Consider the following 12,448-nt stretch of genomic DNA (forward strand, 5'->3'; position numbering starts at 1 on the left):
GGACTGCGGTCACGGCGTCTCCTAGATCTTGGTGGTGCGGAAAGCGTCCCTCATCGTGCACGAAGGCACCACGGGGCGACAGCGACGCAGGTCACTTCTCGGCGGAAGCGCATCCCGCGAAAAGCTCGGGGTCGAATTCGCCGCCGAACCACGGCGAGAGCCCGGCTCGCGCGGCGGTGAGGAACTCCTCGCGCGACGCCGTGCCGAGCCCGGCGGGCAGCACGCCGAGCAGCGGCGCCCCGGCCGCGACCGGCAGGTCTTCGAGGTTGGACAGCGCCGCGAGGTCCGGCTCGGCCGGCCAGGCGCCGATGATCACGCCGGCGATGGTGAGCCCGCGCTTGGTGGCGACCTCGGCGGTGAGCGCGGTGGCGTTGAGGGTGCCGAGGCCGGGCTCGGCGACGATGATCACCAGCGAACCGAGCGACCAGGCGACATCGGCGAGGCTGGCGCCGGTGCGGTCGAAGCGCACCAGCAGCCCGCCCGCACCCTCGATCAGGGTGAGGTCGTGCGCGGTGTCGAGGTCGGACGCGGCCTGGGCGATCTCGCCGGGGTCCAGCGTCGGCAGGCCGCTGCGGCGGGCGGCGGCCTCGGGCGACAGCGGATCCGGATAGCGACGCAGTTCGCGGGTCGTGACGTCGCCACCGGCGAGGCGGACGACGTCTTGGAGGTCACCGGGCTCGTCGGGGCGCACACCGGTCTGGGCCGGCTTCAGCACGGCCACCCGCTGCCCCCCGGCCACCGCCAGCGCCGCGATCGCCGCCGTGGTGATCGTTTTGCCGACCCCGGTCCCGGTTCCCGTCATCACCAGCATGGTCACGGACCATCAACTTAGTGACTCCGGCCCCGGCCGCGCACGCGGGCCGTGCTCGGACGAGCACGGCCCGCGTGCCGGCGGTCAGGCGCCCGGCACCGCCACCGGCGCCCCGGCCGGGCGGAACGTCCGCTCCGCCGCGTCGAACAGGTACACCTGGGCGTCGCCGACGTGGAAGTACATGCCGGTCAGCTGCAGCTTCCCGGCCGACTCCGCCGCCGCCACCGACGGGTACTCGCGCAGGTGCTCCAGCTGCTGGAGCACGTTGTGCAGCGCGAGCCGGTCGCCGTCCCGGTCGGGGACGGCGCCGTCCAGCGTGGCCGAGCCGAGGCGGTGGGCGCTCGGCTCCGCGTGGCGGAGCCAGACCGACAGCGGCCCCGGCGGCGGGCCGTCGGCCAGCGCCGCCATCGCGCCGCAGCTCGAGTGGCCGCACACCACGATCTCCTCGACGCCGAGGACGCCCACGGCGTACTCGATGGACGCGTTCATCGACGGGTCCGCCTGCTGGGGCGGCACCAGGTTGCCGATGTTGCGGATGGTGAACAGGTCACCGGGGCCGCTGGTGGTGATCAGGTTCGGCACGATCCGGGAGTCGCCGCAGGTGATGAACAGCGTGCGCGGCCGCTGGCCGTCGGCGAGCCCGGACAGCGTGTCGCGCAGCAGCGGCGCGGCCCGGCGGTGGAACTCCGTGGCCCCGCGGCGGGTCTGCTGGGCCGGGATGTCGACCTCTTCAGCCGCCTGCCACTCCGACCACGGCGCGAGCCAGCGCGGCACCGCCCGGCTCGCGGCGATCCGGGACCGCGTCGGGCGGCCGGCCTTGCCTTCGCCGAACCACGGGTGGCCGACCTCGTCGACCTCCACCGTGCCGCCGGCGCGCTCGTGCGCCTGCTGCCAGGTGTGCAGGCTCTCGAACGCGGCGTGGTCGAGGTAGTCGACGACCAGCTCGAGCCGCACGGTGACGCCGCCCGGGACACTCCCGAGCACCTTCGACAGCCGGGGCACCGACAGGAACGTCAGGACGCCTTCGACGACGACGCGCCAATTGTCGCCTTCGCGCCCTGTGCTTTCCCTTTCGATGTGAATGCCCGACCAGACCGTGCGGCGCAGCATGAGCACCAGTGCCAGCCCGATCCCCGCGAGCACGCCGGTGAGCAGGTCGAACACGACGACCCCGGCGAGGGTGAGCAGGTACACCGGCAGGTCGCCGTGGGCGAGGACGGTCTTCATGTGCCCGGGGTTGACCAGCTTCGCGCCGACGTGCACCAGCAGCCCGGCCAGCGCTGCCAGGGGGATGCTCTGGATCAGCCCGGCGAGCAGGACGACGAACAGCAGCACCCAGACGCCGTGCAGCACCGCCGACGCCCGGGACTTGGCCCCGGCGGTGACGTTGGTGGAGCTGCGGACGATGACGCCGGTCACGGGCAGGCCGCCCAGCGCCCCGGAGATCATGTTGGCCGTGCCCTGGCCGACCAGTTCGCGGTCGAGGTTGGCGCGCGGCCCGGTGTGCATGCGGTCGACCGCGACCGCCGAGAGCAGGCTCTCCACGCTGGCGATCAGCGCGATCGTGACGACGGCCAGGGCGAACCCGCCCCAGCCGTCCGGCAGCTGCGGGACGAGGTGGATGTTCAGCAGGTCACCGGGCAGTTCGACGCGCGGGAGCGTCATCCCGAACACGACCGACACCACCGTGGCCACCGCGATCGCGGCCAGCGGCCCCGGCACCTTGCGCACGGCTTCCGGCAGCTTCGGCCAGAGCAGCAGGAGCCCGATGGTGATCAGGCCGACGATGGTGGCGGAGTCGTGGTGGGCGACGATCTGGGCGGGCAGCTCGGCGACGTTCTCCACGGCGGAGCTCTGGGCCTTGCCGCCGAGGATGACGTGCAGCTGGCCGAGCACGATCGTGACGCCGATGCCGGCCAGCATGCCGTGGACGATCGCCGGCGAGATGGCCAGCGCCGCCCGCGCGATGCGGCTCAGCCCCAGCAGGATCTGGCACGCGCCGGCGGCGACGGTGATCGCGCAGGTCACGGCCCAGCCGAAGGTTTGGATGGTTTCGGCCATGACCACGGTCAGACCGGCGGCCGGCCCGCTCACTTGGAGCGCGGAGCCGCCGAGCGCGCCGGCGACGACGCCGCCGACGACGGCGGCGACGAGCCCGGCGGCGACCGGGGCGCCCGAAGCGAGGGCGATGCCGAGGGACAGGGGGACAGCTACGAGGAAGACGACCAGTGAGGCCGGCAGGTCGTGTCGGAGCACGGCGAGGGGTCTCATGATCACCATGCAACCGGAGATCGTGTGAAATGTCCGCTATGCACCACCCGATCGAGTGAATAACTCGCCACATTTAGCCTGTATGTCACAAATCGGACAGCCCGTTAACGCGCCGTTCACAGGCCGTCCGCGCGTCGAACGTCATGAACGACTCGTTCATGACGTCCGACGACATGAACGAGTCGTTCAAGACACCGCGGTCAGTGCTCCAGCGCGCCCGCGGGGACAAACCCGCGCGCGGCACCATCCAAAAGGGACACTTGCGCGGCGCCGACGTCGAAGTACATCCCGGTGAGCCGCAGCGCGCCCCGCTCCAGGGCGGCGGCGACCACCGGGTAGCCGCGCAGGCTTTCCAGCTGCTGCACCACGTTCTGCAGGGCAAGCTGGTCGGCCTCGGCGGCCGGCCGCTCGCCGCCGAGCAGCAGCGGCGCCTCGCGGCGACGGCGCCGGACGGCGGCTTCGCCGTGCCGCAGCCAGCTGCCGAGCTGGTCGAGCCCTTCCGGCGCCTGGCCGAGCAGCGCCTTCATCGCCCCGCAGCCGGAATGCCCGCACACCACGATCTCCGCGACGCCCAGCACCCCGACGGCGTACTCGATCGCCGCGCCGACCGACGAGTCGGTGCCGTCCGGCGGTGGCACGAGGTTGCCGATGTTCCGCACGGTGAACAGGTCGCCCGGCCCGCTGGTGGTGATCAGGTTCGGCACGATCCGCGCGTCCCCGCAGGTGATGAACAACGTGTGCGGCCGCTGGCCGTGCGCCAGGCCGCTCCACGTGTCGCGCAGCAGCGGCGCCGTGCGGCGCTGGAACTCCGACGCGCCGCGGCACAGCAGCGAGCTGGCCGTGCGCTGGGCGGGCAGCACAACGTGCTCGGCCTGCCACTCCGACCACGGCGCCAGCCACCGCGGGACGACGCGCGCGGCGACGCTGCGGCGCACGGTCGGCTCGCCCGACCGGCCGCGTTCGAACCACGGGTGCCCGATCTCGTCGACCGTGACCGGCCCGGCGTGCGCCTGCTGCCAGCCACGCAGGCAGTCGAACGCGGCGTGGTCGAGGTAGTCGACGAGCAGTTCCAGGATGACCTCGGCGTGCGGCGGCACCTCGGCGAGCACCCGGGTCAGCCGGGGCACGGACAGGAACGTCAGCGCGCCTTCGATGACGACGCGGTGACGATCGCCGTCCTTCCCCGTGCTTTCCCTTTCGACGTGGATCCCGGAGAAGATCATCCGCCGCAGCATCATCGCGAGGGCCAGCAGGACCCCCGCCGCGACACCGGTGAGCAGGTTCACCGCCACCGCACCCGCCAGCGTGACGGCGTACACCGGGAGGTCGCCGTGGCGCCGGACCTCCTTCAGCCCGCTGACGTTGACCAGTTTCGTCCCGACGTACACCAGCAGCGCGGCGAGCGCGGCCAGCGGGATCAGCCGCAGCATGCCGGTGAGCAGCAGGCAGGCGGCGAGGATCCAGGCGCAGTGCAGGATCGCCGACGTCCGCGTGCGCGCCCCCGCCTCGTAGTTGGTCATGCTGCGCACGATGACGCCGGTGACGGGGAACCCGCCGAGCGCGCCGGCGGCGACGTTCGCCGCGCCCTGCCCGATCAGCTCGCGGTCGAGGTCGGTGCGCGGGCCGCCGCGGAGCTTGTCCACCGAGACCGCGGACAGCAGGCTCTCCAGGCCGGCGATGAGCGCGATGGTGAGCGCGGCCAGCGCGAACCCGCCCCAGCCGCCGTCCGGCAGCCGCGGGACGACGTGCAGCGCGGGCAGCCCGGCCGGGAGGTCGACGCGCGGCAGCGTCATGCCCGTCGCGACGGACAGGCCGGTGCCCAGCGCGACGGCGGCCAGTGGCGCGGGCACGCGGCGGACGGCTTCCGGGAGGCGCGGCCAGGCCAGGAGCACCCCGAGGGTGACCACGCCGACCAGCACGGCCTGGTCGTGGTGCGCGGCGACCTGTCCCGGCAGCGCGAGGACGTTGGCGAGCGCGGAGCCCTGTGCCGAGCCACCGAGCACGACGTGCAGCTGGCCGAGCACGAGCGTGACGCCGATGCCGGCGAGCAGGCCGTGCACGATGGCCGGCGACACGGCGAGCGCGGCGCGGGCGGCCCGGGTGAGGCCGAAGAGGATCTGGAGCAGGCCCGCGGCGACGGTGATCGCGCAGGTGACGGGCCAGCCGTGGGTGGCGATCGTGTCGGCCAGCACCACGGTGAGGGCGGCGGACGGGCCGCTGACCTGCAGCGGCGACCCGCCGAAGACGCTCGCGACCAGCCCGCCGACGACGGCGGAGATCAGGCCGGAGAGCAGCGGCGCCCCGGCGGCGAAGGCCACGCCGAGGGACAGGGGGACGGCGACGAGGAAGACGACTATCGAAGCGAGGACATCGTGCTTGAGGTTCTCCAGGTGCTGGGCGTTCTTCGGGGGTCCGGTGTCGTGCTCTCCACGAACGATCTCGATCATGGGGGCAGGATCGCCGAAACCACGCGAAAAGTCCGCTACGCAAGGATTTCTCGTGTTTGTCCGGGTACGGGATCGATGACGAGAACCGGACTTTTCACACTTTCCGCCTCCGCCGTTCGCGTGGTGTGGATCTTGGTCCGCCACCCAGCGCGACGATGAGAGACCTTCGGGTCTCGCTGTGCCCGCGGTCACACCCGATGTGCTGAATTCAGGCCTTCGCGGCGACGGCGAGCATCGCCCGGGTGATCACGGCGAGGTCCGCGTCCGTCGCGACGTACGGCGGCATCGCGTACACGAGGTCGCGGAACGGCCGCAGCCACACGCCGTTCTCGGTCACGACGTCGGTCGCCACCGCCATGTCCACCGGGTGGTCGAGCTGCAGCACCCCGATCCCGCCGAGGACCCGGACGTCGACGACCGCGGCCAGGTCCCGCGCCGGGGCCAAGCCGTCCAGCAAACCCTTCTCGAGCCGCGCGACGTCCTGCCGCCAGCCGCCGTCGGCGAGCAGGCCGAGCGAAGCGTTCGCGACGGCCGAGGCCAGGGGGTTGCCCATGAACGTCGGGCCGTGCGCGAGCACCGGGAGCTCGCCGCGCGAAATGCCGTCGGCCACCTCCGGCGTGCACAGCGCCGCCGCCATGCTCAGGTAGCCGCCGGTCAGCGCCTTGCCGACGCACAGCACGTCCGGCGTCACGCCCGCGTGCTCCGCGGCGAACAACGCGCCGGTGCGGCCGAAGCCGGTCGCGATCTCGTCGAAGATCAGCAGCACGTCGTGCGCCTCGGTGAGTTCCCGCAGCGCGCGCAGGTAGGCGGGGTGGTGGAAGCGCATGCCGCCGGCGCCCTGCACGACCGGTTCCACGATCACCGCGGCCAGTTCCCCGGCGTGGGCGCCGATCGCGTCCGCCAGAGTGTCCAGATAGGACTGATCCGGCGGGGTGCCGAAGCCGGACGGCGGCGCGGGCACGAAGACCTGTTCGGGCAGGACACCGCGCCACAGCGCGTGCATGCCGCCCTCGGGGTCGCAGACGCTCATCGGCGTGAACGTGTCGCCGTGGTAGCCACCGCGCCAGGTGAGCAGCTTCCGTTTCTCCCCCAGCCCGCGCGAACGCTGGTACTGCAAGCACATCTTCGCGGCGACCTCGACCGACACCGACCCCGAGTCGCAGAGGAAGACGTGCTCCAGGCCGTCCGGGGTCAGGTCGGCCAGTGTCTTGGCGAGGGTGATCGCCGGTTCGTGCGTCAGGCCGCCGAACATGACGTGGCTCACCCGCCCGGCCTGCTCGGCGAGCGCGGCGTCGAGCACCGGGTGCCGGTAGCCGTGGATGGCCGACCACCACGACGACATCCCGTCCACGAGCTCACGGCCGTCGGCGAGCTTCAGCCGCACCCCGCTCGCCTCGGTGACCAGCAGCGAGGGCACCTTCGCCGGCATCGGCGCGTAGGGGTGCCACACGTGCTGGGCGTCGAGGGCGAGCAGGCCGGCGGAGTCCATCCGCCGACCTTACGAGGTCACCGCAGCCGGACTGGAAGCGCCTCCAGGCCGTGGACCAGCGAACTCTGCCGGTACACCAGCTCGTCCGGCTTCGCGTCCAGCGCCAGGTCCGGGAACCGCGCCAGCAGGCTGCCGAGGGCGATCTCGGCCTCCAGCCGGGCCAAAGGCGCCCCGACGCAGTAGTGGATGCCGTGCCCGAACGCCAGGTGGCCGCCCGCCGCGCGGGTGATGTCCAGCCGGTCCGGCTCCGGGAAGCGCTCCGCGTCCCGGTTCGCGCCCAGCAGCGAGACGAGCACGAACTCGCCCGCCGGGATCGTCACCCCGCCCGCCTCCACCGGCTCAGCGGTGAACCGCAGCGTGGCCAGGTGGATCGGGCCGTCGAAGCGGAGGAACTCCTCGACCGCGCCGGGCATCAGCTCCGGCTCCGCGCGCAACCGGGCCAGCTGCTCCGGCTCGCGCAGCAGCGCCAGCACGCCGTTGGCGATCAGGTTGACCGTGGTCTCGTGGCCGGCGACCAGCAGCAGGAACGCCATCGACACCAGTTCGGGCTCGGACAGCGAGTCGCCGTCGTCGCTCGCGTGCACGAGGTCCGACAACAGGTCCTCGGCCGGCTCGGCGCGTTTCTGCGCGATCAGGCCGGTCAGGTAGGCGAACATGCTCTGCGCCGCGTTCTGCGCGTCCTCCGGCCGCACCGCCGCGTTCAGCAGCGTCTTGGACCAGTCGGAGAACTCCGTGCGGTCCTCCTCACGCACGCCGAGCAGCTCGCAGATCACCGTGATCGGCAGCGGCGCGGCGAACGACGGCACCAGGTCGGCCCGCTCCTGCCCGGCCAGCGCGTCGAGCAGCTCCGCGGTGATCTCCTCGACCCGCGGCCGCAGCCGGGCCACCGTCCGGGAGGTGAACGCCTTGTTCACGAGCTTCCGCAGCCTCGTGTGGTCCGGCGGGTCGGAGTTGAGCATGTGCCAGTTCAGGTCCTGGCCCACGCTGTTCTGCGGAGCGTCGGGCGGCAGCTTCGCCTCGAACAGCTCGCGGATGCCCTGGCTGTTCTTCTGCAGCCGCGGATCGGCCAGCAGCGCCCGCGCCTCCGCGAACCCGGTGACGAGGTAGCACTGCAGCCCGCGCGGTGGCAGCCGCACCCGGCGGACGGGACCGCCTGCCCGCAGCAGCTCCGCGAACAGGTGCGCGTCCTGCGTGTAGTCCTCCGCCACCTCGACGATTTCGTCGGTCGTCATGTCGCCCCAGTTTCTCAGCGTCCGCGTTCGGCGAGTGCCGCCACCACGCGTTCGGTCACGTCCTGCCAGTATGCCCGTTGTTCCTCGCGTTCTTCCGCGTCCGCGAGCCATTCCTGGTGGAACCGCAAGGTTGTCTTGGCGCCCGAGCCGCTCAGCCGCACCTGCACGGTGGAATCGTGGTCCCAGTCGCTCGGCCGCCACGTGAGCCGGACCCGGTCGCCCTCGACGAAGCTGCGGATCTCGCCGACCGTGCCGTTCACCGTTTCGTACTCCGCGCCCGCCTCGCGCGGCAGCTCGACCCCGGGCCCGAGCCAGACCGCGACACCCTCGCGGCTGACCAGGAAGTCCCAGACCGTCGCGGCGGGGTACGGCAAAGTCCGCGAAACACCGATGTTCCACCCCACATCGGCCGTCTTCCCCACTGAAGAACTCATGCCCCCATCTTCCCACCGGGGTAGGACAAAATCGCCCACCGGTCCGGGTGGAGGATGGGAACCCGTGCGCTACCGCCCGATTTCCCCCGCCATCCTGGCCGAAGAACTGGCCGACCGCATCGACGCGCTCGCCGGGCCGCGGCGGATCGCGGTCGCCGTCGACGGCGCGGCAGGGGCGACGGAAACCACGGAACTCGCCGACGCCCTCGTCGACCCGCTGCGGTTGCGTGGCCGCGCGACCCTGCGCGTCTCCGCGCGCGATTTCCTGCGCCCCGCGTCACTGCGGTTCGAACACGGCCGCACCAACCCCGACGCCCGCTACACCGATTGGCTCGACCTCGGCGCGCTCCGCCGCGAAGTCCTGGATCCGCTGAAGGGGTCCGGCGAAGTCCTGCCGTCGCTGTGGGACGCCGAACGCGACCGCGCGACCCGCGCCGAGCGGGTGCCGGTCCCCGAAGGCGGGGTCATGCTGCTCGACGGCGAACTGCTGCTCGGCGCGGGCCTGGCGTTCGACCTGGCCGTGCACCTGTGGCTCTCCCCCGCCGCGCTGCGCCGCCGCGTGCCGGACGCCTGGGCCGTCCCGGCCTACGAGCGCTACGAGGAAGAGGTCGATCCGGGCTCGCTCGCCGACGTCGTCGTGCGCGTCGACGATCCGCGGCACCCGGCGCTCTACACGCCGTGACGGCTCAGCGGACCGCGGCCACCGGGTCGCCGTCCAGCAGGCCGGACAGCCGCCGTGCCATGACGTCCCAGCGCCAGTTCGCGGTCACCCAGGCCCGCCCGGCCTCGCCCATCCGCCGCGCGCGCACCGGGTCGGCCAGCAGGCTGACGAGTGTCTCGGCGAGCTGGCCGGTGTCCCGGCCCTCGACGACGTGCCCGGTGACCTCGTCGAGCACCGCTTCGGGAGCCCCGCCGGAGTTGCCCGCCACCACCGGCAGGCCGGTCGCCGAGGCCTCCAGGTAGACGATGCCGAGCCCCTCCACGTCGAGGCCCTTGCCGCGGGTACGGGCCGGCATCGCGAAGACGTCGCCCACCGCGTAGTGCGCCGGCAGCTCCGCCCACGGCACCGACCCGGTGAGCACGACGTCGCGCTCCAGCCCCAGTCCGGAGACCATTTCGGTGAGCTTCTTCCGGTAGGGACCGCCGCCGACGAGCAGCAGCGCCGCGTCCGGCACGCGCTCGCGGATCTTCGGCAGCGCGCGGATCAGCTGGTCCTGTCCCTTGCGCGGGACCAGCCGGGACACGCACACGATCGTCGGCCGGTCGCCGAGGCCGTGCCGGGCGCGGATCTCCGCGCGGGCGGCCGGGTCCGGCCGGAACACCTCGGTGTCCACCCCGGACGGCAGCAGCTCCAGCCCGGCCATCGGGCCGAACGCGGCGGCGAACCGGCCGCGGGTGTACCGGCTGACGTAGGTGACGACGTCCACGGTGTCGCCGATGCGCCGCAGCGCCTGCCGCGAACCGGGGAGCATCGACCAGCCGACCTCGTGGCCGTGCGTCGACGCCACGACGCGCCGGGCCCCGGCCCGGCGCAGCGGATGCCCCAGCAGCGCGAGCGGGGCGGCGGCGCCGAACCAGACGGCTTCGCAGTCTCGCGCGCGCATGATCTGCTTCGCCCGGCGAAGCACGTCAGGTGTCGGCAGCATCAGCGATGTCGGGTGCCGGACCACTTCGAACGGCGCCTCGGCGTCGAACTCCTCGTGCGACCCCGTCCGCGACTCCCACGACGGCGCGTAGACGACCAGGTCGTCCGCCGGCAGCCGGGTGGCGAGGGAGTTCAGGTAGTTCTGGATCCCCCCGGGCCGGGGCGGGAAGTCGTTGGTCACGAGCAGGGTCTTGAGCACGCCCCAGAGGCTAGCGGCCGGCACCGACAGCGAAGGGGCGGCACCGCGTGTGCGGTACCGCCCCCTCCGGAGTGCTGCATTGCCGCTCGAGGACTTACGCCGTCGGGCGGCGCGCTCCCGCGTACTGGCTCTGCAGCGGCGAGATCTTCACGACGTCACCGGTGTCGGGCGCGTGGACCATCTGACCGTTGCCGATGTACATGCCGACGTGCGACACGGGCGAGTAGTAGAACACGAGGTCGCCCGGCTGCAGCTGGTCGCGCGGCACCGCGGCGCCGAACGTGGACTGCTCGCGGCTGGTCCGCGGCAGGGTGATCCCGGCCTGGCCGTAGGCCCACAGCATCAGGCCCGAGCAGTCGAACACCGTCGGCCCGGCGGCACCGTACTTGTACGCGGCACCGAGCTTGCTCAGCGCCATGTTCAGCGCCGTCTGGGCCGCCGCGGTGGGGGCCTTGATGTTGGCGGGCGGTGTCGCGCCGCGGTCGCGCTGAGCGGCCTTGTCCGAGGCGCTCAGGTTCTTGTTGGCCGCCTCGAGCTGGTCGATCTGGTCGTTGAGGGACTTCTGCTTGGCCTTGATGTCCTCGGTCAGCTTGGCGGCCGCGTCACGGGCGTCCTGCGCGCGCTTCGCGGCGTCGGCGGCCTTGTTGGTGGCATCATTGGCCTGCTGGAAGGCGCCGGTGAGGTTGCCCATCGCGGCGTTCTTGCCGGTCGCGATGACCTCGAGCGCCGAGGAGCGGTCCAGGAAGTCCTGGGTGGACGTCCCGGCCAGCAGGGCCGACAGCTTGTTGAGCTGGACGCCGCTGGTGAACGAGGCACCAGCGAACTTGTCGACCTCGACCTGGTACTTCTTCTCGCTCTCGGCGGCCTTCGCGGCCTGGTCCTTCGCCGCGTTGACGTCGTTGGTGGCCTTGTCGAGCTCGCCCTGCTTCTTGTTCAGGTCGTCCTGAGCCGAAAGCAGGTCTTCGTTGAGCTTCTCGGCCTGCGCCGCGAGGTCGCGGTACTTGGCGAGGGCGTCGGAGCCGGTGGGTGGGGCCTGGAGGACGGGGATGGGGGCGGCGGTGGCCATCGGCTGGGCCAGGGTGACGAGGGTGATCACCGAAGCCGCTGCGAGGGCACCTGACACCACGCGCCTGACTGGATGCGACTGCACGGTCGCGCGGGTCTCCTTTGCGTCTCGGCCGCCGTCGGGGACCGGGGCACGAAGAGGCCGGGGAGTCCTCTTCGCCGCTGTCCCCCACCGCGTGACCCATTCCGCTTTGGGACGAGCGGAGCTGCAACAGGTAAAGCTGCAACATTACGAGCACGCAGTGGTGGTTCCGGTTCCCAGCTTCCCGACAAAGCTGTAGCCGGCGGCGATCTCGCGTCGCCGCCTCATCGGCGGCCGGGGGCCACGAGATCTCGGACAGGTTACGAAAAGACCGCCACCGCGTCCACCACCTCCCGGCCAAAAACTCTGCGTGACACCGCTGAACACCATCGGACCAGGGAGGGAGAAGACTGTGAGAGGCATTACACGCTGGGGTTTCTCCGAGGCCGTTTCGACTACTGACCGTTCACCTGATCCGATCGACCATTCGGCGCGCCGTCACGAAAGGGGACGATTTAGGCGGTGCGGCGGACCGGTTCTTCGACCATGCGGAGCCGCGGCACCATTCCCGCTTCGGCCAGCGCGTCGACGGCGCGGCGCTCGTCGGCGTCCCACACCACCGCCGGTGGCGCGCCGAGCAGCACGCTCACCACGCAGTCGTGGCACGAAATGCCGCGCACCACGCAGCGGTCGCAATCGACCACCAGGTTCTCGATGTCCGAAACCGCGATGTGCGAGACGTCCACCGCGGACAGGTCGGGGGTGTCGCTCACGTGGTCCTCCTCACGCCGGAAACTGACTTGAGGAGGACGGTAGGCGCCACCACCGACAGT

The 12,448-nt window shown here is 72.1% G+C and carries 10 protein-coding genes; 1 reads left to right on the forward strand and 9 read right to left on the reverse strand.

The window, feature by feature from the left end; translation table 11 throughout:
- Nucleotides 1-91: 91 nt before the first annotated feature.
- The 6 genes from bioD to CF165_RS42850 form a co-directional block, all read right to left on the reverse strand.
- A complete protein-coding gene (bioD, locus tag CF165_RS42825; protein ID WP_205661155.1) occupies nucleotides 92-811 on the reverse strand; it encodes a dethiobiotin synthase in 720 nt (239 codons plus the stop codon).
- An 84-nt stretch (nucleotides 812-895) separates the two neighbouring features.
- Nucleotides 896-3,091, reverse strand: coding sequence for a SulP family inorganic anion transporter (locus tag CF165_RS42830; RefSeq protein ID WP_093953311.1), 2,196 nt, complete (start codon nucleotides 3,089-3,091; stop codon nucleotides 896-898).
- A 191-nt stretch (nucleotides 3,092-3,282) separates the two neighbouring features.
- On the reverse strand, nucleotides 3,283-5,529 hold the full coding sequence (locus CF165_RS42835; protein WP_093953312.1) for a bifunctional SulP family inorganic anion transporter/carbonic anhydrase: 2,247 nt from the start codon (nucleotides 5,527-5,529) through the stop codon (nucleotides 3,283-3,285).
- A gap of 208 nt (nucleotides 5,530-5,737) precedes the next feature.
- Nucleotides 5,738-7,018, reverse strand: a complete 1,281-nt coding sequence (locus CF165_RS42840) for an adenosylmethionine--8-amino-7-oxononanoate transaminase (RefSeq protein WP_093953313.1) — start codon at nucleotides 7,016-7,018, stop codon at nucleotides 5,738-5,740.
- Between the two features lie 17 nt (nucleotides 7,019-7,035).
- Nucleotides 7,036-8,250, reverse strand: coding sequence for a cytochrome P450 family protein (locus tag CF165_RS42845; protein ID WP_093953314.1), 1,215 nt, complete (start codon nucleotides 8,248-8,250; stop codon nucleotides 7,036-7,038).
- Between the two features lie 14 nt (nucleotides 8,251-8,264).
- On the reverse strand, nucleotides 8,265-8,684 hold the full coding sequence (locus CF165_RS42850; protein ID WP_205661151.1) for an SRPBCC family protein: 420 nt from the start codon (nucleotides 8,682-8,684) through the stop codon (nucleotides 8,265-8,267).
- 64 nt (nucleotides 8,685-8,748) lie between these two features.
- On the opposite strand from CF165_RS42850, the gene CF165_RS42855 reads away from it, so the two are divergent.
- Entirely contained in the window at nucleotides 8,749-9,366 is a 618-nt protein-coding gene (locus CF165_RS42855) for a nucleoside/nucleotide kinase family protein (protein WP_093953316.1), read from the forward strand.
- Between the two features lie 4 nt (nucleotides 9,367-9,370).
- Here the strand turns inward: CF165_RS42855 and CF165_RS42860 are convergent, their stop codons facing one another.
- From CF165_RS42860 to CF165_RS42870, 3 genes are all read right to left on the reverse strand, one after another.
- Entirely contained in the window at nucleotides 9,371-10,528 is a 1,158-nt protein-coding gene (locus tag CF165_RS42860) for a glycosyltransferase family 4 protein (protein ID WP_205661152.1), read from the reverse strand.
- A gap of 94 nt (nucleotides 10,529-10,622) precedes the next feature.
- Entirely contained in the window at nucleotides 10,623-11,678 is a 1,056-nt protein-coding gene (locus CF165_RS42865) for a C40 family peptidase (RefSeq protein WP_240522067.1), read from the reverse strand.
- Between the two features lie 452 nt (nucleotides 11,679-12,130).
- Nucleotides 12,131-12,388, reverse strand: a complete 258-nt coding sequence (locus CF165_RS42870; RefSeq protein ID WP_093953319.1) for a hypothetical protein — start codon at nucleotides 12,386-12,388, stop codon at nucleotides 12,131-12,133.
- Between the last annotated feature and the right edge of the window lie 60 nt (nucleotides 12,389-12,448).

It is taken from the genome of Amycolatopsis vastitatis, from assembly GCF_002234595.1.
GTDB classification, from domain to species: Bacteria; Actinomycetota; Actinomycetes; order Mycobacteriales; family Pseudonocardiaceae; genus Amycolatopsis; species Amycolatopsis vastitatis.

Excerpts from the sequence above, each read along its gene's own strand:
- bioD (WP_205661155.1), bottom strand. The coding sequence starts at position 811 with ATGCTGGTGATGACGGGAACCGGGACCGGGGTCGGCAAAACGATCACC.
- CF165_RS42830 (WP_093953311.1), bottom strand. The coding sequence starts at position 3,091 with ATGGTGATCATGAGACCCCTCGCCGTGCTCCGACACGACCTGCCGGCC.
- CF165_RS42835 (WP_093953312.1), bottom strand. The coding sequence starts at position 5,529 with ATGATCGAGATCGTTCGTGGAGAGCACGACACCGGACCCCCGAAGAAC.
- CF165_RS42840 (WP_093953313.1), bottom strand. The coding sequence starts at position 7,018 with ATGGACTCCGCCGGCCTGCTCGCCCTCGACGCCCAGCACGTGTGGCAC.
- CF165_RS42845 (WP_093953314.1), bottom strand. The coding sequence starts at position 8,250 with ATGACGACCGACGAAATCGTCGAGGTGGCGGAGGACTACACGCAGGAC.
- CF165_RS42850 (WP_205661151.1), bottom strand. The coding sequence starts at position 8,684 with ATGAGTTCTTCAGTGGGGAAGACGGCCGATGTGGGGTGGAACATCGGT.